This is a genomic window from Opitutus sp. sgz309028, assembly GCF_059821195.1.
Genome location: NZ_JCAMRR010000003.1, coordinates 529,694 through 551,533 on the forward strand (window position 1 = coordinate 529,694; position 21,840 = coordinate 551,533).

The 21,840-nt window shown below is 64.6% G+C and carries 17 protein-coding genes and 1 tRNA gene; 9 read left to right on the forward strand and 9 right to left on the reverse strand.

Annotated elements, in window-relative coordinates; all coding sequences use genetic code 11:
- Window positions 1-18: 18 nt before the first annotated feature.
- Window positions 19-912 (reverse strand): EamA family transporter, encoded by an 894-nt coding sequence (locus AC6RV7_RS13895; protein WP_500094607.1) that lies wholly within the window; start codon window positions 910-912, stop codon window positions 19-21.
- A 188-nt stretch (window positions 913-1,100) separates the two neighbouring features.
- Between AC6RV7_RS13895 and AC6RV7_RS13900 the strand changes: the two genes are divergently transcribed.
- Window positions 1,101-1,943 (forward strand): RraA family protein, encoded by an 843-nt coding sequence (locus tag AC6RV7_RS13900; RefSeq protein ID WP_500094608.1) that lies wholly within the window; start codon window positions 1,101-1,103, stop codon window positions 1,941-1,943.
- A 93-nt stretch (window positions 1,944-2,036) separates the two neighbouring features.
- Here the strand turns inward: AC6RV7_RS13900 and AC6RV7_RS13905 are convergent, their stop codons facing one another.
- Window positions 2,037-3,167, reverse strand: coding sequence for a DGQHR domain-containing protein (locus tag AC6RV7_RS13905; RefSeq protein WP_500094609.1), 1,131 nt, complete (start codon window positions 3,165-3,167; stop codon window positions 2,037-2,039).
- 259 nt (window positions 3,168-3,426) lie between these two features.
- Here AC6RV7_RS13905 and AC6RV7_RS13910 point away from each other — a divergent pair, with 259 nt between their 5' ends.
- Both AC6RV7_RS13910 and xylB read left to right on the forward strand, forming a co-directional pair.
- A complete protein-coding gene (locus AC6RV7_RS13910) occupies window positions 3,427-4,686 on the forward strand; it encodes a hypothetical protein (RefSeq protein WP_500094610.1) in 1,260 nt (419 codons plus the stop codon).
- A 79-nt stretch (window positions 4,687-4,765) separates the two neighbouring features.
- On the forward strand, window positions 4,766-6,280 hold the full coding sequence (gene xylB / locus AC6RV7_RS13915; protein ID WP_500094611.1) for a xylulokinase: 1,515 nt from the start codon (window positions 4,766-4,768) through the stop codon (window positions 6,278-6,280).
- A 742-nt stretch (window positions 6,281-7,022) separates the two neighbouring features.
- Here xylB and ychF read toward each other — a convergent pair.
- Entirely contained in the window at window positions 7,023-8,126 is a 1,104-nt protein-coding gene (gene ychF / locus AC6RV7_RS13920) for a redox-regulated ATPase YchF (protein WP_500094612.1), read from the reverse strand.
- Window positions 8,127-8,241: 115 nt separating this feature from the next.
- On the opposite strand from ychF, the gene AC6RV7_RS13925 reads away from it, so the two are divergent.
- The 4 genes from AC6RV7_RS13925 to rplS all read left to right on the forward strand — a co-directional run bounded on the left by AC6RV7_RS13925 (window position 8,242) and on the right by rplS (window position 10,978).
- A complete protein-coding gene (locus AC6RV7_RS13925) occupies window positions 8,242-9,426 on the forward strand; it encodes a hypothetical protein (protein WP_500094613.1) in 1,185 nt (394 codons plus the stop codon).
- A 74-nt stretch (window positions 9,427-9,500) separates the two neighbouring features.
- Complete coding sequence (rpsP, locus tag AC6RV7_RS13930) at window positions 9,501-9,767, forward strand: 30S ribosomal protein S16 (protein WP_500094614.1); 267 nt, start codon at window positions 9,501-9,503, stop codon at window positions 9,765-9,767.
- Between the two features lie 122 nt (window positions 9,768-9,889).
- Window positions 9,890-10,564: a tRNA (guanosine(37)-N1)-methyltransferase TrmD gene (trmD, locus tag AC6RV7_RS13935; protein ID WP_500094615.1), complete on the forward strand. Its 675-nt coding sequence runs from the start codon at window positions 9,890-9,892 to the stop codon at window positions 10,562-10,564.
- A gap of 6 nt (window positions 10,565-10,570) precedes the next feature.
- On the forward strand, window positions 10,571-10,978 hold the full coding sequence (rplS, locus tag AC6RV7_RS13940; protein WP_500094616.1) for a 50S ribosomal protein L19: 408 nt from the start codon (window positions 10,571-10,573) through the stop codon (window positions 10,976-10,978).
- Window positions 10,979-11,327: 349 nt separating this feature from the next.
- Here rplS and AC6RV7_RS13945 read toward each other — a convergent pair.
- Window positions 11,328-11,403 (reverse strand) — tRNA-Phe (locus AC6RV7_RS13945).
- 174 nt (window positions 11,404-11,577) lie between these two features.
- Between AC6RV7_RS13945 and AC6RV7_RS13950 the strand changes: the two genes are divergently transcribed.
- Window positions 11,578-12,681, forward strand: coding sequence for a Gfo/Idh/MocA family protein (locus tag AC6RV7_RS13950; protein ID WP_500094617.1), 1,104 nt, complete (start codon window positions 11,578-11,580; stop codon window positions 12,679-12,681).
- Between the two features lie 67 nt (window positions 12,682-12,748).
- On the opposite strand, the gene AC6RV7_RS13955 is transcribed toward AC6RV7_RS13950, so the two are convergent.
- A complete protein-coding gene (locus AC6RV7_RS13955) occupies window positions 12,749-13,585 on the reverse strand; it encodes an amidohydrolase family protein (protein WP_500094618.1) in 837 nt (278 codons plus the stop codon).
- 125 nt (window positions 13,586-13,710) lie between these two features.
- Here AC6RV7_RS13955 and AC6RV7_RS13960 point away from each other — a divergent pair, with 125 nt between their 5' ends.
- A complete protein-coding gene (locus AC6RV7_RS13960; protein WP_500094619.1) occupies window positions 13,711-15,489 on the forward strand; it encodes a glycoside hydrolase family 15 protein in 1,779 nt (592 codons plus the stop codon).
- A 10-nt stretch (window positions 15,490-15,499) separates the two neighbouring features.
- Here the strand turns inward: AC6RV7_RS13960 and AC6RV7_RS13965 are convergent, their stop codons facing one another.
- The 4 genes from AC6RV7_RS13965 to AC6RV7_RS13980 are packed head-to-tail and all read right to left on the reverse strand — an operon-like array spanning window position 15,500 to window position 21,814.
- Entirely contained in the window at window positions 15,500-15,934 is a 435-nt protein-coding gene (locus AC6RV7_RS13965; RefSeq protein WP_500094620.1) for a PPC domain-containing DNA-binding protein, read from the reverse strand.
- On the reverse strand, window positions 15,931-18,900 hold the full coding sequence (locus tag AC6RV7_RS13970) for an FAD-binding and (Fe-S)-binding domain-containing protein (protein WP_500094621.1): 2,970 nt from the start codon (window positions 18,898-18,900) through the stop codon (window positions 15,931-15,933). The genes AC6RV7_RS13965 and AC6RV7_RS13970 overlap by 4 nt, the downstream gene beginning before the upstream one ends.
- Window positions 18,901-18,911: 11 nt before the next feature.
- On the reverse strand, window positions 18,912-20,030 hold the full coding sequence (locus AC6RV7_RS13975) for an enolase C-terminal domain-like protein (RefSeq protein ID WP_500094622.1): 1,119 nt from the start codon (window positions 20,028-20,030) through the stop codon (window positions 18,912-18,914).
- A gap of 26 nt (window positions 20,031-20,056) precedes the next feature.
- Complete coding sequence (locus tag AC6RV7_RS13980) at window positions 20,057-21,814, reverse strand: thiamine pyrophosphate-dependent enzyme (RefSeq protein ID WP_500094623.1); 1,758 nt, start codon at window positions 21,812-21,814, stop codon at window positions 20,057-20,059.
- Between the last annotated feature and the right edge of the window lie 26 nt (window positions 21,815-21,840).

The window sequence follows — 21,840 nt, forward strand, 5'->3', positions numbered from 1 at the left end:
TCGCGACCCCGTCGCAGCTCAGCCGAGAATCGTGAGCACGATTCCGATCAGCACGCCGATCGCGGCGGGCAGTTTCGAGCGCCAGTTCTTTTCGCCGAGCAGCAGCACGCCGCCGGCGAACGCGACCAGCATGCTGCCGCGACGGAAACTCGAGACGAGCGAGATGAGCGCGTCGGGATCGCGCAGCGCGCTGAAATACACGAAGTCGGCGATCAGCAGGAAAACCGACATCAGCACGATGCTGCCGCGCCAGTGAAACTCGTGCCGCGGCCACCAGCGCAGTTTCCAGCCGACGGCGAGCGGAAGAAACAGCAGCGCGAGATAGATCGAAAACCACGCCTGCACGGTCGACGCCGCGAAGCCTTGCTGGCCGAGGAGAAACTTGTCGTAGAGCGCGCTGACCGCGTTGAGCAGCGTGCCGCCGATCAGCAGCCAGATCCAGCGATTGCGGCCGAAGTGGATGCCTTCGCGCGCGCCGGCCGCGGACAAACCGAAGAACGATCCGAGCGTGATCACGACGCCGAGCGCCTCGATGAGGCTCGGACGTTCGCCGAGGACCAGCAGCGCACCGAGCAGCGTCCACACCGGACCGGTGGCGCGAACGGGCGAGGCGAGGGTGACCGGCAGGTGTTTCACCGCGAAATAACTGCAGGTCCACGATGCCGCCACGATGGTGGATTTCAGGAGCAGTTGCAGATGCTGCACTAGCGTGAGCGACGGCACTGTGAGCTCTGCGGGCATGCCGGGGAGGAACGCGCCCGCGGACATCAACCCGCCCCACACCGTCGCGCTGCAGAGATTGGCGAAGAAGAGCACCGGCAGGACGGCGTTGTCGCGCACGGCGTGCTTGATGCTCAGCTCATACCAGCCGAGGAAGAACGCCGAAACGAGGCTCGCTAAGATCCAGTGCATGCAAACCCGGCAGCTTGCGCCGCGGGAGCGGATCGCGGCAACGGCGAATCTGCACATCGCGACCGCTTACCCGTCGCGCAACTTCCGCCGCGAATTTGCGTCGGGCAGGGAACGCAGTCGTGCGTGCGCTGCACCAATTCGGTGCGGCGCACCGCGCTGTTCCCCAACGTTGAAACCCTGAGAAACCGATGCACTCCCTGTTGCTCCGAGGCTCGGCCGCGCTCCTGGCGTGGTCGGCCGTTTCCGCCCTCCGCGCTGCCCAACCCGACGTCGCCGCCTTGCGCGACGGCGAGAACTTCATCGCGACCCAAACGTATTCGCCGGAGGACGACAAAAAGATCCTCGCCGCCTTCGACGGCCTGCGCGTGTCGGACGTGACCGACGGACTCGACGCGGTCGGCCTGTTTGGCCGCGGCATGATGGATCACGAGATCCGTCCGGTCTGGCGCGATGCGAAAGATTACGCGCACCGCTTCATCGGCATCGCCGTGACCGCGCGTTACGTGCCGACGCAGGAGCCCGCGCCCGGCGTCATGAAGGAAACGGATTACGACGCCTGGGCAGGCAAATGGTATAACGAGAAATCGAGCGAGCCGTTCATTCCGCTGCTGCGCGAAGGCTCGGCGCTCGTGCTCGAGGACGCGCCCAATGCCGACGTCGGCTCGATCGGCTCGGCGAACATCATGATTTGGAAAGCCAAAGGCTGCGTCGGCGTGGTGACGAATGCCACCGCGCGCGACACGGACGAGATCATGACGCAGAAAATGCCGCTCTACACGCGCGCGATGGGCCGCGGCATCCGGCCCGGTCGCAACGAAATCGAATCCGTCAACCGGCCGGTCGTCGTCGGCGGCGTCCTGGTGAAGCCGGGCGACGTGATCGTCGCGGACGGCGACGGCGTGATTTGCGTTCCGCGCGCTTATGCGCTGCACGTCGCGGCTTACGCGCACAAGATCCTCGAAGGCGACAAGAGCGCGCGCCGCGATCTCTACAAGCAACTCGGGATTCCCGAGGACAAGTCGGTGCGGTGACGTTCGCGATTTCCGTTTCTTGAAAAGCAACCGGGCGGCTGAAAGGCCGCCCGGTTTGTTTCTGGCTCTCGAGCTGAAGTCGGAGGTGCTTCGTTAATCGCGCGATTTGGAGCGCAGCGCGATGCCGGCCATCCGAGCGAGCTCGCGGTGAATGCGCGTGACGCGCTCGACCTGGCCCTTGGCGGGGAAGCGTTCGTAGAAACCGTCGTTGCGAAACTCGCGCGTCTGCTCGCTCCAGGGTGCGAGTTTTTCACGCCAGCGTTCGACGCGGCCCTCGGCGGGTTCGGCGTCCTGCGCGGAAAGATCGGCGCAGACGCGTAACAGCGCCTTCAATACGACCGGCTTCGTGAGCTGGTAGCCGGAATCGCCCCAGGCGTCGCCCCAGACCTGCGAGGCGGCCTTGAGGAAATCGCGGGCGCGCTCATAGTAGCGCGTCGCGTTGCGTTTGTCGGTGCCCTCGGACTCGATCTTTTTCCAGACGCTTTTCACCCAACGGTGGACCTCGTTGAACAGCTCGGCTTGCAGGATCCATTTTTCCTGTTTGCTGCGTCCGCCGAGCCGGTTGATGCGATAGCGCAGCGGGCTGTCGCCTTCGCGATAAAGCATCTCGGTGATGTGCGCGGCGAAACGGCGGTCGGGCTCGGCCCACGACACGCGTTCGTAGAGATCGACGAGGTGGCTCTTGTTGATGCGCGTCGGGGTCGAGTTGATGATCACGAACATCTCCGTCGCGAAATCCTCGCTGCGTCCGTCGAAGATCACGCACGGCACCTGGATGTTCTTCGCCTCGTCGGGATGCGTGCGCAGGTAAAACTGCAGCGCGGCGAGCCGGTGCTGTCCGTCGATGATGAGAAATTTCTCTGCCGGCTCGCGCAGTTTTCCGATTCCGCTGCCGTCGGTCCACGCTTCGAAATGCAGCTTCTCCGGCGTGAACAAGAGGACGGTGCCGGGGATCGGCGGCTGCGAAATCGCCGTTTCGTAGAAGTTGCGAATCGAAGCAACTTTCGCGCGCGAGAGCTCGCGTTGAAAGGCTTTGTCGCTGCGCTCCACGCGCGAGATGAACTGCGCGACATCGTCCTCGGCGGGCACTTCCTCGGGCCGAATCCCGCCGCCTTCCTCGTCGTAGAAGCGGCTGATGAAGCGGACGTGCGAGAGCAGGGTTTCGGGCGCGTAGGAAGCGAAGTAGAACAGGGCGTCTTTCTGGCGGATTTGGGTGGCGATCATGGGGAAGGGCGTTGCGGGTGAGCGGAACGCGTCGAGCTTTATGCAGTTTGTCGGCGGCGACAAGTCGACCGGCCAAAACCCGCCGCGCGATGACACGAAGAGGCGCAAAACCGTGAGGCGAAACGCGCCGCGAGCTTTGCGGTCGGGCACGGATTGGCGCGCGCTCGGCCCCGGACGCAGCCTTGCGTGCGGCTGGCGCGTCCTGCAGGCTCCGGACGCCGAACGTCTTCCAGCGCGCGCGGACAACCCCGCTGGAGTCATGTCTCTCTTCACCCCTCGCTGGTTTTCGCGCCGGGCGTTCCTGGCGCTCCTGACGCTTTCGTTGGCGGCGGCGCAACCGGAGAATTCGCGCACGCGGGCGCCGCGGCGCGTGCCGATCGAAGGATTGAAGGAGCCGCTCTCGAATCTGAAGTTGAGCGATTTCGACGGGCGCGATGTTTCCGCGCAGCTGAAACCGGAAACCGACGGACGCCGCGTGACCGTGACGGTGGCGCAGCTGGATCCGTTTATCGTGAAACCGAAAACCATCGCGACAATCGCGATGCCCTCGAACGACAAAACCGTGCTTCCGGGCGGCATCGTTGTGCCGCTCGTAGCGGCGCCGGACGAATCCACGCCGGCGAAATCGGGCTGGTTTCGTCTGACACTCGCGACGAGCCCGAGCCCGGCGACATGGAACGGCGTGCTCGGACGCTACGTGACGGCGTTGACGTTCGGTTTGCGACGGCCGCCGGACCTTCCGGAATCGATCCAACTTGAGCGACCGGTCCTCGTGAAATTCGCTTTCGAAGCCATGACGGCCGATGCCGTGCCGCCGTTTACCATCGAGCAGCCGGGACTCGAACATGAGAAAACGATCGAGCTGCACTTCCGGCCCAACGCGCCTGCGCCGAAGCTGCTGATTCGCTCGACGCTTTCCGACGTCGATGTGGCCCTCGCGGCGCTTGACCGGCTCGAGCTGCGACCGCTGCAGCGGGAGATGCTGGGGTTTGGCTTGGAGAGCGTGGACGTCGCGGTGGAACACGTTTTTCCCTACGGGGCACCGAAACCGGTCGACGCGCCGCTCGCGGTGGCGTTGGAGAGCGATACGCGCGCGCGACCGGAACCGATCGGGCCTTCGATTCCGGCGGGCGCGGCGCGGACGGACTTCCGGGTGCGTTCGTCCGGATTGGGACCGGTGACGATCACGGCAACCGCCGCGGGGCTGCAGGCGCAGACGGTGATTGAGCAACGGTTTCCCACGACGCCGCTGATCGCGGTGCTGTTCGGAGGAGCTTTGGGTGGATACGCGCGACGATTTGTCAAAGGCGCGCGGCGTTCGCTCACGGTGCGTCGCGTCGGGGAGGGCGGCCTCGTGGCGCTGATCGCGTTTGTCGCAGGCGTGGTGGGCGTGGGGGCGTTTGGTTTGCCGGCGGCGGTGGTGGGGACGGAAGCGGGGGCGTTTCTGGTCGGGGCGTTGGCGGGATTTACGGGGGTGACGTTGCTCGAGCGGCTGTCGCGGCGGCCGGCGATGGAGTGAAGCGCGGGCGCGGCGGATTCACGGAAAAGACTCGCGCCCCGCGGGCGGAATCGGCGACATGGACGGCGATTTTCACCCCATGAGTCTCTTCATCGGCATCGATTCCGGAACGCAAAGTGTGAAAGCCGTCGTCCTCGATCTCGAGGCGCGCAAAGTCATCGCCGAGGCGCGTGCGCCGCACCGGCTGATCGACGGATTGCCTGTCGGGCATATGGAGCAGCACCCGCAGGATTGGACCGCGGCGCTCGACAAGGTCATCATCGAAGTCGTCGGCCAGGTCGACGCGTCGCGCGTGCGCGGCATCGGCATCTCGGGCCAGCAGCACGGTTTCGTGCCACTCGACGAAAAAGGCGAAGTGATCCGCCCGGCGAAGTTGTGGTGCGACACCAGCACGACCGCCGAATGTGCGATCATCACGAAAAAACTCGGTGGCCCGAAGGCCGCGATCCGCAAGACGGGAAACCTGATTCTTCCGGGATTCACCGCGCCGAAAATCCTGTGGTTGAAGCGTCACGAACCGAAGAATTACGCGCGGCTGCGTCACGTGCTGCTGCCGCACGATTATCTCAATTTCCATCTCACCGGAAATTACTTCATGGAGTTCGGCGACGCGTCCGGCACCGCGCTGATGGATGTCCGGAAACGCACGTGGTCGAAGGACGCGATCAACGCGATCGACCGCAAGCTCGCGAACTACCTGCCGCCGCTGACCGAATCGCACGAGGCCGCCGGCACGCTGCGGCCGGAACTGGCGGAGAAATACGGACTTTCGACCGACGTGGTGGTGAGCGCCGGCGGCGGCGACAACATGATGGGCGCGATCGGCACGGGCAACGTCAGCCCCGGCGTCGTGACGGCGAGCTTCGGCACGAGCGGCACGATCTACGCTTTTGCGAACAAGCCCGTCGTTGATCCGCAGGGTGAGATCGCGGCGTTTTGTTCCTCGAGCGGCGGCTGGCTGCCGCTGCTCTGCACGATGAACGTGACAACCGTCACCGAGCAGGTGCGCACGCTTTTCGGCATGGATCACGAGCAGCTGGGCAAGGCGATCGCTTCGGCGCCGGCGGGTTCGGGCGGACTCGTGATGCTGCCGTATCTCGCGGGCGAGCGGACGCCGAATGTGCCCGAGGGATCGGGCGTGCTGCTGGGTTTGAATCAGCGCACGTTCAACGCCGCGCACCTCGCCCGCGCGGCGATGGAGGGTGTGACGATGGGCATGAACTACGGCCTGCGCCGTCTCGCCGATCTCGGCGTGAAGGCGAAGGAAATTCGCGTGACCGGCGGCGGCGCGAAGTCGCCGGTGTGGCGGCAATTGATGGCCGACATCTTTGGCGTGCCGGTGGTCGCGATGGTCGAGGACGAAGGCGCGGCGCTCGGCGGCGCGTTGCAGGCAGCGTGGTGCGTCGCGCTGCGCGAGGGAAAGAAGAAGGCGAAGCTGTCGGATTTCACCACGGGCGTGGTCGCCGTCGATGAAGCGACCCGTTGCCAGCCGGACAAGGCGAACGTTGCGCGTTATCGGAAGCTTCAGGCGCTGCAGGACAAAATGAGCCTCGCGCTGCGCGAGTCTTTCGTGGACCAGCGTCCGCTGGCGTAAGTGGTGGAGGGGACCACGAAATACACGAAAGACACGAAAACCGATCCGCGCTGGCCCCTGGACAGCGCGGAAACCAAACAGGTTGGCCCACGGAAGGCACGGAAAACAGACCCGGCCTTCTGGAACCGCTCTAGTTCATTCCAAGAATCGAGCGGATTCTGACTCTGTGTATTCCGTGCAATCTGTGGTTCCTGTCTTGGGTTTCGCGGGCGTCGTGGCTATATATCGAATTATATAACCACGAAATACACGAAATACACGAAAACCGAGCCGCGCTGGCCCATGGGCAGCGCGGGGATCAATCGGTTGGCCCACGGAATACACGGAAGACACGGAAAACAGACCCGGCCTTCTGGAACCGCTTTAGTTCATTCCAAGAATCGAGCGGATCCTGACTCTGTGCATTCCGTGCAATCTGTGGTTCCCGTCTTTGGCTTCGCGGGCTTCGTGGTTATATGTTTGATTATATAACCACGAAATACACGAAAGACACGAAAACTGATCGCGGAGCGCCCAAGGCGGCGCGGATGCCGAACAGGTTTGGCCCACGGAATACACGGAAGGAAGCGGTCGGAGACTTGAGGCGGGATCGCGCTATTCCGGAAGGGCTTCCTTTGGGACGACTCATTTTCCCGTGTCTTCCGTGTGTTCCGTGGGCTCCTTCTTCCTTTTCGTGTATTTCGTGTTTTTCGTGGTTATTTATATAACTATATAACTACCACGCCACGCCGCCGCCTGCGGATCAGTTGTTAAAGCGGAAAAGCGCGACGTCGCCGTCCTGGAAAACGTATTCCTTGCCTTCGAGCCGGTATTTGCCGGCATCGCGGGCGGCGGCGACGGAGCCGAGCCGGGTGAGGTCGTCGTAGGCGACGACTTCGGCCTTGATGAAGCCCTTCTCAAAATCCGTGTGAATCACGCCGGCGGCCTGCGGCGCCTTCCAGCCTTTCTTGATCGTCCAGGCGCGGACTTCTTTTTCACCGGCCGTGAAATACGTTTGGAGGCCGAGGAGCGCGTAGGAGGCGCGGATCAATGCGGACACGCCGGAGTCGTCGACGCCGAGGTCCTTCAGAAAAACCTTCGCTTCCTCCGGCGGCAGATCGATCAGCTCCGCTTCGATCTTCGCGCTGATCGGCACGTAAGCCGCGTCGTGGTGCGTGCGCACGTATTCGGCGACCTTCTGCACGAACGGATTTTGCTCGGCGGTGGCGAGGTCGGACTCGGCGACGTTACACGCGAAAAGCACGGGTTTCGCGGTGAGCAACTGGAAGAGCTTCATCAACGCCTTCTCGTCGTCCGTGGCGGCGAGGGTGTTGGCGGTCTTGCCGGAGTTGAGATGCGGCTCGAGCTTCTGCAGGAGCGCGATCTCGGTCTGCGCTTCCTTGTCGCCGGACTTCGCCTTTTTCTGCGTTTTCTCGATGCGCTTCGTGACAGCGTCGAGATCCGCCAGCACGAGCTCGGTGGTGATCACCTCGATGTCGCGCACGGGATCGACGGCGCCCATCGTGTGCACGACGTCGGGATCCTCGAAGCAGCGGACGACCTGCACGATCGCATCGACCTCGCGGATGTTGGCGAGAAACTGGTTGCCGAGACCTTCGCCCTTGCTGGCGCCGGCGACGAGCCCGGCGATGTCGACGAACTCGATCGCGGCGGGAATGACGACGCCGGTTTTCGCGATCCGCTGGAGCACGCCGAGGCGCTCGTCGGGCACGGTGACCACGCCCACGTTGGGGTCGATCGTGCAAAACGGATAGTTCGCGGCCTCCGCCTTGCGTGAGCGGGTGAGGGCGTTGAAGAGGGTGGATTTGCCCACGTTGGGCAGACCGACGATGCCAGCTTTCAGCATAAGCCGCGCAACGTCGCCCGCGCTCCCGGCGTGGTCAACGGAAAAGGCCGGACCGAGGGGCGCGTGGAGCGCGCCGCTGCTTGCGTCCAGAGTCGAAACTCATGACATGCAACCCATGCGCTTTATGCCCCTGCGAGCGTGGTGCGGTTTGTTGATACTGGCGATGACTGGAGCGGTGCTGGGTGCGGAAACGCCGTCGCACGGTTTTCCGCCGAGGCTGTTTCGCGAGACCGACGGCATCCGCGTGCAGTATTCGCCGGGCGACGAAGCTTATGTCGACGAATTGGTGTTGCAGGTGGCGAAGCTCGCACCGGAGCAACCGGCGGCGGCTTCGTCGGCGCTGACGATGGCGGATCTCGCGGAGCGGAAAGCGGAGTTTCTGCGACTGATTTCCGCGTCCCTGGGATTGAAGGAGCCGACCGCGAAAATGACGGAGAGCTACGACAATTTCGTGGGCATTTTCGGCGCCATGGGAGAAATGGACGGGATGCGTCCGCGGCAGTTCGCGTTGTGGCGTCGCGCCGAGTTGCTGGCGCGGCTGCAGGCGGGCGAAACGATTCCCCATTTCAAGCTCAGCGGCGGGAACGAGCTCCACTACGAGATCGGCTTTACGTTTGAGGGTAAGGACGACGAGCTGCGCGCGGGCGCGGGGGAGCGCTTCCGGCAGGCGATGGAAGAAATGGAATACCCGATTCCGATCGGGGAAGCGGGTGGCACGCCGGTCGCGGACATTGGCGCGGGGTTGAAGCAGGTGCAGGAGATCGCGAATTATCTGAAAGGACTTTCCGGCGCGCAGCGCATGTCGGCCTTCCTCGTCTTCCACGAAGTCGCCGAAGTCGGAATTGTTTCGCACTATATCACGAGCAAGGATCGCCGCTGGTTCTGCGACGGCGTGGCGAACTACGTGGCCTGGCGCACGCTCGTGAACACCGTGGGCCGCGACGAGGCGGCGCGGTATTATGATCTCGATGCGGAGTTGCAGAAGTATTCCGGGCAGGCGGCGAACGTCGACCTCGAGCGCTGGCCGACCGTGGAAGATTTGCCCGGATCGAATTACCGCGAAGACCTGAACACGGCCAACTACGCGTTTGCGACCAAGGCAATCGCGGACATCTGCGCGAAACACGGCGACGACGTTTTGCCGCGCCTGTTCAAGCGGATCGGTCGGACGTCACGCGAAAAGACCTCGATCCAGACCGTCTATCAGGCATTCAGGAAGGTCGCCGGCGAGGACATGCGCCGCTATCTGCCGCGACCGGCAAATGCCGCGTCGGCGCCGAGATCGACGCGTGGCAGGTAGGTGCTTGACAAGCCGATTGCGGGTCGGTCTTGTCGTCAGCTTTTCAAAGCAAGAACGCTCCGCAAAACACCGTCATGGCTCTCAAAATCCGTCTTACCAAGGTTGGCTCCGTGCATCAGCCGCTTTACCGCGTTGTCGTGGCTGAAGCGCGTTCCCGTCGCGATGGCGACGCCGTGGAAAACCTCGGCACCTACACGCCCAAGACCAAGGGCAACCCGATCAATCTGAAGCTCGACCGCGTGGACTATTGGCTGAGCAAGGGCGCGAAGCCCACGAACACGATGCACGCGATGATCAAGAAGGCGCGTCGCGCTGCGGCCGCCACCGAGCCCGCTGCCTGAGCGGATCGACGCGGAAAACGCAGGTCGCGGAGCCAGTTTCCCCGACCAGGATCTTTCAAACCTCGGACTCGTTTCCGGGGTTTTTTGTTAACCGCGCCCGGCTTCAACCTCTCGCACCGTTCATGCCGCTGAAGATCGACGTCCTCACGCTTTTCCCGCGGATGCTCGAAGGATTTCTTGCCGAAAGCATTCTCGGCAAAGGCATCGCGGCCGGGCATCTGGCGGTGAGCGTGCATGATTTGCGCGCGTGGACGACAGACAAGCATCGTACCGCCGACGACCGGCCGTTTGGCGGCGGCGCGGGGATGGTGATGAAGCCGGAGCCGGTGTTTGCGGCGATCGAGCAAGTGCAGACGCCGGGCTGCCGGCGGATTTATCTGACGCCCGACGGTCAGCCGCTCTCGCCAACGCTGGCTCACGAACTTTCGCAGCAGCAGCATCTCGTGCTGTTGAGCGGGCATTACGAAGGGATCGATCAACGCATTCGCGATTGTGTCATCGATCAGGAGATCAGCATTGGCGACTATGTGCTGACGAATGGCACGCTCGCGGCGGCCGTCGTGATCGATGCGCTCGCGCGTTTCATTCCGGGCGTGCTCGGAGAGGAAAAGTCATTGACGCACGAATCGTTCACCAACAAGTTGCTCGACTTTCCTCAATACACGCGTCCCGCGGAATTTCGCGGCATGTCCGTTCCGGAGGTTCTGCTTTCCGGAAATCATGCTGAGATCGAAAAATGGCGGCATGCGCGACAACTGGAAAAGACCCGTCAGGTCAGACCCGATTTACTCACATAAACTGCCATGAACCCGATCATTAAAGAGATCACCTCCGCTCAGGTGAAGAAAGACATCACGCCGTTCAAAGTCGGCGACGGCGTGCGCGTGCACACGAAGGTGCGCGAGGGCGACAAAGAGCGCGTGCAGGTCTACGCGGGCATCGTGATCGCTCGTAAAGGTCATGGCATCCACGAGACGTTCACCGTTCGCCGCATCAGCTACGGCGAAGGCGTCGAGCGCGTGTTTCCGGTCAACTCGCCGAACATCGTGAAGATCGAGGTCGAGCGCGAGTCCGAGACGATGCGCGCGCGTCTTTACTACCTCCGCAACCGCACCGGCAAGGCCGCGGTGGCCGTGCAGGTCAAGGATCGCTCCGCCGAGATTCACGCCGCGAAGGTCGCCGCCGCCGCGGCCCCGGCGAGCGCCAACTAAGCGAACGATCGGTTTCTTTTAAAAAGCGAATCCTTCACCGGGTTCGCTTTTTTTGTGTCCGCCGGTTGCACCTCGAGGTGCCGAGCGGGAAGGGGAGCAGACTTGGCGGCGAGGCGACCTGCGGGGCCGCCACCGAGCCGGGAGAATGGAAGAGCATCGGCTGCCGTAACCCTGAGCCAGCGCTGTGAGAAACAGGCAGGAATGGACGCAGTGCCTCGCGAGTGATCGCGCTCGCGCGCGAACTTTCCACCAATTCTTCCGGAGTAATCCCGAATCGACGCGCCCGAAATCGGACTGCGCGTCGGGATCTGCAGCCGCCGTTCGATGCAGGAACGACGGAGAGTGAGGATGGTGGCCAGACCCGGAATTGAACCGGGGACACAAGGATTTTCAGTCCTCTGCTCTACCAACTGAGCTATCTGGCCCCAAACGAGAAGGGCCAGAGCAAAGGCTGCGCCGAGGCTGCGTCAACGGGAATTTCCCGCCGACGCCAAATTCCTGTTTCGCTGCCGGATCTCTCCGTCGGCACTCAAGCGGTTCAACAATAATAGTGGCGGGCTCCCTTGACGCGTTTCGCGACGTTGCCGAAGCATGGCGTCATGCCCCCACCCATTCGTGTCGGTCTGATCGGCTGCGGAAAGATCAGTGACCAGTATTTCGCGGGTTGCGCCCGCTACGAATTCATCCGCGTCGTCGCCTGCGCCGATCTCGATCTCGCCCGCGCGCAGGCGAAAGCCGCCGAGCATGGGATTCGCGCCCTCAGCGTGGAGCAATTGCTCGCGGATCCGGAGATCGACCTCGTCGTCAACCTCACCGTGCCCCGCGCCCACGCCGCGGTGAACACCGCCGCGCTCAACGCCGGCAAACATGTTTACACCGAAAAGCCCTTCGCCCTCCACGCAGCCGACGGCGCGGCGGTGCTCGAGCTGGCGCGCCGCCAGCGTCTCCTCGTCGGCTGCGCGCCAGACACGTTTCTTGGCGGCGGTTTGCAGACGGCGCGCAAGCTGATCGATGACGGACGCATCGGTCGGCCGGTGTCGGCCCTCGCGTTCATGCTCTGTCCCGGACATGAGAGCTGGCATCCGAGTCCGCAATTCTACTACGAGCCCGGCGGCGGGCCGATGCTCGACATGGGGCCTTACTACATCACCGCGCTGATCAATTTCCTCGGCCCGGTCGTGCGCGTGTCGGGTTCCGCGCAAGCAGCGTATCAGGAGCGGACCATCACCAGTCAGCCGCTCGCCGGCACGAAGATCCCCGTGCAAGTGCCGACGCATGTCGCGGGCGTCATGGATTTCGCCAGCGGTGCAACGGCGACCATCGTCACGAGTTTCGACACCTGGCCGTATCCGCTGCCGCCGCTGCTGGTCTTCGGCACGGAGGGCACGATCGAAGCGCCCGATCCTAACCGTTTCGACGGCGCGGTGCGCCTCCGACGCGGCGCCGTCGACGCCTACGAGGAGGTGCCGCACTCGCACACGACCGACCGCGGCCGCGGTTCCGGCGTTGCCGATCTCGCGCGTTCGATCCAGCGCCCGGGCCGACCCGTGCGCGCGAGCGGCGCACTCGCGCAGCATGTCCTCGAGGTGATGGAAGCGTTTGAAGCCTCGTCGCGCACCGGCCGGCATATCCAGATTTCCAGCACATGCGCCCGGCCGCCGGCGTTGCCGGTCGGGCTTTCCGCCGCCGAGATCGACGCCTGAAACACACAGACCGGCGTCCGCTCGATTGAGAATGCGCGCGCCTCGCGGCGCGCGGCTGGCAGCGCGCTTAAGCGTTCAACCGATAAAACGCGGCGGCGTTTCCTCCGAGGATCGCCGCCTGTTCTTCGCGCGAAAGCGGCGCGACGCAGCTCCGCACAAACTCGAACCAACGGTCGTAATCGCTCGCGACCAGGCACACCGGCCAGTCGGAGCCGAACATCAGGCGCTGTGGACCGAAGGCCTCGAGCGCGACGTCGAAATACGGCCGCAGCAGCTCGGGCGTCCATTGCCAGCCGGGCACCTCGGTGACCACACCGGAAAACTTGCAGCCGACCTGCGTGTGACGCGCGAGCTCCCGCAGTTGATCGCGCCAGGTCGCCGGCGGGCTGCCCTGCACGACAGGCTTGGCAATATGGTCGAGCACAATGCGCAGCGAGGGATGGCGCTTCACCCAGCGCAGCGCGGCCGGCAGCTGGCGGGCGAAGATCAGCAGATCGTAGCTCAAGCCACGCCCGGCGACCTCGGCCAGCGCCGCGTTGAAACCCGCATGCTCGAAAAACGCATCCGGCTCCGCCTGCAGCACGTGGCGGACGCCTTTGAAGCGCGGATGCGCCATGAAACGATCGAGGAGCGCACCAATCGTGCGGCCGTGTTCGGCGAGCGGCAGCCAGCCGACGACGCCCCGAATGCGCGGCGCCGAGTCGGCGAGTTCGAGCAGCCATTCGGTTTCCGCGGCGGTCTGCCGCGCCTGCACGGCGATGGAACCGTCGATCCCGTTCACATCGAGAACGCGTTGCAGATCCGACGGCAAGAAGTCGCGGCGGATCGCCTGCATCGCGTCATCGATCCAGTCGTAGTCTTCGCGGGTGTAGCGCCAAAAATGCTGGTGGGCGTCGATGACCATGGGGTGAAGTCGTGATGATCAGCCTAGCCGAAACCGTGCCCCGGCTGAATGGACTTTCTTGTCCTGCCCATAGCCATTCTTGATCGAAGCGAGGAACCTTTTCCGCGCTCCGGAACCTATTTCGAGTGAAGCTCGAACACTACGGGGTGATTGGCGACTTGCACACGACGGCGCTGATCGGGAGCGACGGCTCGATCGACTGGCTCTGTCTGCCGCGGTTCGATGCGAGCGCATGCTTCGCGGCGTTGTTGGGCGACGAAAACAACGGCCGTTGGCGAATAGCGCCGGTGGGAAAGGTCCGGCGCGCGACGCAATCCTACCGGGCGGACACGTTGATTCTGGAAACCGTTTTCGAAACCGGGGAGGGCGAGGTGCGCGTGATCGATTTCATGCCGCCGGCTGATGGACGTCATGACGTGATCCGCATCATCGAGGGGGTGCGCGGCCGCGTCGTTATGGAGACGGTGCTGACTCCCCGTTTCGGCTATGGCCGCACGCGACCGTGGATCCGGCGGACGCACAGCGAGATCCACGCGGTCGCCGGCCCGGATGCGCTGGCGCTGCGCACTGACGTCGAGCTCGCGTCCGACGACGCCACCATTCGCGGGCAGTTCACGTTGTCCGCCGGGCAACGCTGCCGCTTCGACCTCAGCTGGTATCCCGCGCATGAGTCGCCGCCACCGCCGCTCGAACCGGAGGAAATCCTGCGCCGCACCGAGCGCTTCTGGCACGAATGGACGGGCCGCTGCACGTATCGCGGACCGTATCGCGACGCGGTCGTGCGTTCGCTCATCGTGTTGAAGGCGCTCACGTATCATCCGACGGGCGGAATCGTGGCGGCACCGACAACGTCCCTGCCGGAGCAGCTCGGAGGCGTGCGGAACTGGGATTATCGCTACTGCTGGTTGCGCGACGCGACGCTGACCTTGCGGGCGATGATGCGCTCCGGCTACACCGGTGAGGCGGCGGCGTGGGGCGACTGGTTGCTGCGGGCGGTCGCCGGCGATCCGGCGGAACTGCAGATGCTGTATGGCGCCGCGGGCGAACGTTTCCTGCGCGAGATCGAGTTGCCGCACCTGGCCGGCTACGAAGGTGCCCGCCCCGTGCGCGTGGGCAACGCGGCCGCCGAACAATTCCAGCTCGATGTGTATGGAGAAATCTTGGACGCCACGGAACTGAAACGGGAACTCGGGCTGCATACCTCGGAGGATGCGTGGAGCTTGCAGCGGCAGCTCGTCGAGTTTGTGGCCGCGCATTGGCAGGAGCCGGACGAAGGCATCTGGGAAGTGCGGGGAGGACGAAGGCATTTCACGCACTCCAAGGTGATGGCGTGGGTGGCGCTGGATCGCGGCGTGCAAGCCATTGAGAAACACGGTCTCGACGGCGACCTGCGCCGATGGCGGGAGGTCCGCGATGAGATTCACGCGACGGTTTGTCGTGACGGCTACGATGCCGCGCAAGGCGTGTTCACCCAGTATTTCGGAGCGCAGCGGATCGACGCCAGTCTGTTGATGATGCCGCTGGTCGGTTTCTTGCCGGCGTCGGATCCACGGATGGAGCGGACGATTCGAGCCATCCGGGATCGCCTGACGAAGGACGGTTTGGTGCATCGCTACCACCCGCACGAATCGTCCGATGTGGATGGTTTGCCGCCGGGCGAGGGGACGTTTCTGCCGTGTTCGTTCTGGCTGGTCGAATGTCTTGACCGGATCGGACGCGGCGGTGAAGCGCGCAGGCTATTCGATCAGTTGCTGACGTTGCGCACCCCTTTGGGGCTGTTGGCGGAAGAATACGATGCGGGCGCGAAACGCCTGGTCGGAAATTTTCCGCAGGCGTTCTCGCATGTGGCGCTGATCAATGCCGCGCATTATCTCGCCGAGGCCGCGGGGCCCCGAGACGCGTGACGTCAGGCGGTCAACGGTCGGTGATGAACGAAAGCCCCGTGGCGGGATCGAAACGTTTTTCGAGCGAGCCGCCGACCGTCAGGGCCACTTCCAGCGTCGGTCGGACCAGCCCGGACAACAGATGACCGCCGCGCGTCGATCCGTCGCGGCGGCCGAGCACGACGTGCGCGTGCACCACCGGTTCGTCGTCCTTCCAGGCGATGTCGCCGGCGAGCACGAGCACCTCGACCTGCTCCGTGACGGGGATTTTTGAATACGCCTTCGTTTCCCAGTCGAAATACGCGAGTTCGCAGGCGCGGAACGCACCGATCGCCGTGAAGTGACCGGCGCGAAGGTTTTCGCGCCGGGCGTAGGCGGTGAGCTCCTGCATCACCTCCTCGCCGGTCTCGAAGACCAGCACGTGCGTTTGGGTGCCGGCCGTGGCGCTGAGTCGTTTCGTTTTCATGAAGGTGGGCGTGGGGGAACACGTGGCGCCGGCGAACCTTCGCGCCAGGCGAGTTCCAGAAGCTCGGCCAGGTGCAGCGGCCGGCGTGAGGTCGTCTGTTCGATCTGCTCGCGACAGCTGAATCCGTTGGTCAGCACGAGCGTTTCCGGCGGCGTTTCACGGACGCGCGGCAGCAGCACCCGTTCGCCGCACGCGATCGAAACATCGTAGTGTTCCTTTTCGAAACCGAAGGCGCCCGCCATGCCGCAGCAGCCGGAGTCGAGCACTTCAAACTCGAGGCCCAGCCGCGCGAGCACGCGCTTCTCCGCGTCGAACTTCAGCACCGACTTGTGATGGCAGTGGCCGTGCACGATCGCGCGCCGCCGCAGCTGCGGCAGCGGATAGTCCGGCATCTTGCGGTCGATGAACTCGCTCAGGATATAGGTCTGCGACGCGAGGCGTTGGGCATCCTCGTCGTGCGGGATGATATTGCACAGCTCGTCGCGAAACGTCGTCACGCAGCTCGGCTCGAGTCCGACCATCGGAATCCCCGCGCGAATCTCCGCGCGCAGCTCGTCCAGAATCCGCAGCAGCCACTCGCGCGCGGTGTCGAGCATGCCATAATCGTAGAGCGGACGGCCGCAGCACAACGCCGCGCGCGGCACCACCACGCGCCATCCGGCGCGTTCGAGGAACTCCGTGGCCGCGCGCGCGACCTCCGGATGGTAGTAGTTGTTGAACGTATCCGGCCAGAGGATCACCGGCGACGCGGCGGGATTCACCGGCGCGCGACGGAAGAACCAGTGCTTGAACGATTCCCGCGCGAAGCGCGGGATCCGGCGCGGCCGCGCCACGCCGATCGCCGCTTTGACGATTCCGGAAAACACGGGCGCACGCTGAACGAAATTGGACACGCGGGGCAGCAGACCGCCGAAGCGTGCCCAGCGTCCGATCAAACCGAAGGCATACATGTGTCGCGGACGCCAGCGTCCGGCGTAGTGGTGCGCCAGATACTCGGCCTTGTAGGTCGCGAGATCGACGTGCACGGGGCAGTCGCCCTTGCAGCCTTTGCAGGACAGGCACAGATCGAGCGACTCGCGCACGGCTTCGCTCTTGAAACCATCGGTGATGACGCTCCCCTGCAGCATCTCGAAAAGCAGGTGCGCCCGGCCGCGGGTGGAGTGTTTCTCCTCGCGCGTCGCCATGTAGCTGGGGCACATCGTGCCGCCCTCGTGACGGCGACACAGCCCGACGCCGACACAGCGCAACACCGAGCGGCTGAAATCGCCGTGATCTTCCGCATAGCTGAACCACGTTTTCGGTCGCGTGGGATTGTAGTCGGTGCCGAGGCGGAGATCCGAGGTGATCGGCCGCGCGTCGATGACCTTGCCGGGATTCATTTTCCAGTCCGGATCCCACAATGCCTTGAACCGGCGAAACACGTTCATCAGCTCGGGTCCGTAGAGTTTTTCCAGGAGCTCGCCGCGCGCCTGCCCGTCGCCATGTTCGCCGGAAAACGATCCGCCGTAGCGCACCACGAGATCGGAGGCCTCGTCGAGGAAGGTGCGGTAGTTGCGCAGGCCCGCCTCGGTCACGAGATCGAAATTTACGCGGCAGTGAATGCAGCCCTGCCCGTAATGTCCGTAGAGCGCGGGATGATAGCCGTGGCGGCCGAAGAGATCGCGCAACTCGCGCAAATAATCGCCGACCTTCTCGGGCGCCACCGCGGTATCTTCCCAACCGGGCCACGTGTCCGGTTGCCCCGGCACAAACGCGGTCGCGCCGAGTCCGGCTTCACGGGCCTCCCAGACTTTCGCGATCGCCTCCGGCTGATCGTAAAGCTTCATGGTCGGCGCGTCGGATTTGCCTCGCAGTTGCTCCATCACGTGCTGTGCCTGGCCGCGGCTTTCGTCAGCGGTGTCGCCGCCGAATTCGACGAGCAGCCAGCCGTGACCGTCAGGCAGAAGCTCAAGCGCATCCGCGTGCATCTGATGGCTGCGCATCATGTCGACGAGTGCGCGGTCGATGCCTTCGAGCCCGATCGGTTGCGCGGGGAGAATGTCCGTGACGTGACGACCCGCCGCCACCGCGTCCGGGTAGCCGAGCACGAGCAACGTGCGGTGCTCCGGTCGCGGCACGAGATGCAGCGTCGCGGAGAGAATCACCACGCACGTGCCCTCGGAACCAACGACCGCGCGAGCGAGGTTCGTTCGTTTCTCGGGCAGAAGATCGTCGAGGTTGTAGCCCGACACGCGGCGGGGGATCTTGGGGAAACGCTCGCGGATCAGGTCGCCGGCTTCATCGCGCAACTGCTGCAGTCCGCGGTAAATTTCGCCCCGGCGTCCGCCTTTGGCGATCGCACGGGCAAAGTCCGCGTCGGAGGTTTCGCCGAGGCGAAGAATCGTGCCGTCGTAGGTCAGCACCTCGAGTTCGGCGACATTGTCGGAGGTGCGAAGGCCGAAGCCATGTCGCGCCGCGAGGAGCGAATTGATGCCGCATGAGTTGTTGCCGAGCATCCCGCCCACGGTGCAGCGGCTGTGCGTCGCGGGATTCGGCCCGAAGATGAGTCCGTGCGGCCGGGCAGCCTTCTGCACCTCGTCGAGCACGATGCCCGTTTCCACTTTGGCGAGGCGGCGAACCGGATCGATCGAAAGGACGTGATGGTAGTATTTCGACAGATCCATCACGACCGCGTGATTGCAGCATTGCCCGGCGAGGCTGGTGCCGCCGCCGCGCGAGAGCAGCGGCGCGCCGAGCTCGTGGCAAATGGCCACCGTCGCGACGATGTCCGCTCGATCGCGTGGGATCACGACGCCGATGGGCGGCTGGCGGTAGTTGGAACCGTCGGTCGCGTAGAGCGCCCGGCTGCCGTCATCGAAACGCACTTCGCCGCGCACGGCCGCGCGCAACCGCTCGGCGAGCGAATGCGTTGGCAGGTGGTGCGGCGACGTCCGCGGCAAGGTGGTGGAAGCGACTTCGGTGGCCATGGTAAAAAGGTTCACGCCGCAAACGGAGCAGCATCGGCCCATTTGAAGATCAACCCGTGACCGGGCCGGGAGCGATCGGGACGGAGTTCTCCGTCGGCCGGCTCCGCGGCGCCGTCGAAGAAGGTCTGCTCGATGCGGGCGTGATCGTGAAAATATTCCGCGTGAATCATCGGCAGCGCCGCGCAGCCGGGATGAACGTGCAAGGCCGGGGCGCAATGGGAGGAGAGCGGAAGCATCCAGGTTTCGCAGAGGACGGCGACGGCAAGAAAGCCGGTGATGCCGCCGCAGCGGGTCGCGTCGGCCATGACGACGTCCACCGCCTGCGCTTCGAGCAAGCGACGGAAATAATTCAGATCGTAACCGTATTCGCCATCGGCGATCCGCAGTCCCGCGGGCACCCGGCCGCGCAGAAAACGCAAGCCCTCCAGATCGCCCGGAGGCAGCGGTTGTTCGAGCCAGCGCACGTCGGCCTCGTCCACAAACATCCGCGCCTGATCCAGCGCCTCGTTGCGCGTGTAGGCGCTGTTGGCATCGACGAAGAGCGCGGCGCGATCGCCGATCGCCGCGCGGGCCGCCCGCACCCGGTCGCGATCGCGCTCCGGCTCGCGACCGACCTTCATTTTAAAACGCGCGATGCCGGCGTCGCTCCAGCCGCGGAACTGTCGCTGCAGCTCGGCGTCGGCATAGGAGGTGAAACCGCCGCTGCCATAAACGGGCAGCGATGCGCGCGCGGCCCCGAGCAGCGCGATCAGCGGGACTTGCAGCAGGCGGGCCTTCAAATCCCACAACGCGATGTCGACCGCCGAGAGCGCCTGCGCGACCGCTCCCTGCCGACCGGCGTTGCGGAAGCGGGCCACGATGTCACGACCGATTCCGCCGATGTCGAACGGGTCGCGGCCGATGACCAACGTCTCGAGTTCATCCGCGATCAGCCGGCCAATGCCTGCCTCGCCGTAGGTGTAGCCCAAGCCCCGCTCGCCTGCCGCGGCGAGTTCCACCACGACCAGCCCTGTCGCCGTCCACTCCAAGGTTCCGTCCGATTCCGGCGACTCCGTCGGTATCCGAAAGGCGGCGACACGCAGGTCGTCGATCCGCAGGGTGGAGACGGCCGGTAGGGAGGAGGAAGGCATGGCGGACGCGCGCCGTGGGACGCCCGCTACACGAGCTCGCGCACCTTGTCCTCGGCCACGGTGGCCATGATCCGGCCGCGATCGGGGGTGCCACGGGCGAGCGACTCGGCGAAATGGAGCGCCTGCCGGGCCTTGATCTTGCCCGGCATGGGCGGTTCGTTCGGATCGACCACCGCCTCAATGAGGACCGGGCCGGGCGTTGCGAGCGCTTGCTCGATGATCTCGCCGCAACGGGCGGGATCGTCTACCGTGAAACCGTGGCCGCCGCACGCGTGCGCGAACGCGGCGAAGTCGATGGGATGCAAGTCGCAGACGTATTCCGGATTCCCGAGCATCACCATCTGCTCCCACTTGATCTGGCCGAGGGAGTTGTTTTTCACGACGACGATCTTGATCGGCAGCCGGTATTTCACGGCGGTGGCGAATTCGCCCATGAGCATCGTGAAACCCCCGTCGCCGACGAAACCGATGCATTGACGATCCGGATACGCGATCTGCGCGGCGATGGTGTAGGGGAGGCCGTTGGCCATCGTGGCGAGCGTGCCGGAGAGCGAGTGCATCTGGCCGCGCCGCACCGGAATCTGCCGGGCAAACCAGGTCGCGATCGTGCCGCTGTCGCAGCTGACGATCGCGTCGGTATCGAGGCGCTGGCCGAGTTCCCACGCGACCACCTGTGGTTTCATCGGCAGGTCCTGGCGGGTGCCGCGTTTCTTCATGAGCTGCCACCAGTCCCGCATGCCGCGCTGCGCCTGCGTGAGGAAGGAGCGGTCGCCTTTGGTTTCGAGCCGCGGCAGGAGCTCCTGGAGCGTTCGCCGCGAATCGCCGGCGAGTCCCACTTCGACGGGGCATCGCAGGCCGATGCGAGCAGGATCGCGGTCGATCTGCACAACCCGCGCGCGGCCGGGCTTGGGCAGGAACTCGATGTAGGGAAACGACGTGCCGACCATCAGGAGCGTGTCGCACTGTTCCATCGCCTCCTGCGACGGTCGCGTGCCCAAAAGGCCGATACCGCCGGTGGTGTAGGGCGAGTCGTCCGGCACGGCGGCCTTGCCGAGCAGCGCCTTCACGATCGGCGCGCCGAGCTTCTGCGCGACCGCGATCAACTCGTCGGTCGCGTGCAGCGCGCCCTGGCCGGCGAGGATCGCCACCTTGCGGCCCTGATTGAGGATCCGGGCGGCCGCGGCGAGATCGCTTTCCGTCGGGAGTCCGGCACGCTGCGCGCGCACGTCGGTCATGGCGTGGCCGCGCAGGTTTCGCTCGGAACTCGTGTCGCTTTTCAGCGGCAGCGACTGGAGGTCGACGGGGAAATTGATGTGCGCGACACCGCGGCGCGCGAGCGCGGTGCGACACGCGAGATTCGTCACCGGTGCGACGTGAGCGGCGCCCATGACGCGCGTGTTGTAATACGCCACGTCCATGTAGACGCGGTCGAGGTCCACGTCCTGCTGCGCGTGCGTGTCGATCAGGTCGTGATAATGATGTCCGGTGATCGCGAGCACCGGCTGTCCGTCGAGTTTCGCGTCGTAGAGGCCGTTGAGCAGGTGCAGCCCGCCGGGCCCGGAGGTCGCGAGACACACGCCAAGTTGGCCGGTGTATTTGGCGTAGGCGCAAGCCATGAACGCAGCGGCCTCCTCATGGCGGACCTGGATGAAGCGAAGCTGCCGTTCGACTTTGCGCAGCGCTTCAATGATCCCGTTGATGCCGTCGCCCGGTAGGCCGAAGATCACTTTCACGCCCCATTGTTGCAGGGTTTCAACCATCACATCAGCGGCCGTCTTCGACATCGATCGTTCCTCATTTTCGGTTTCGC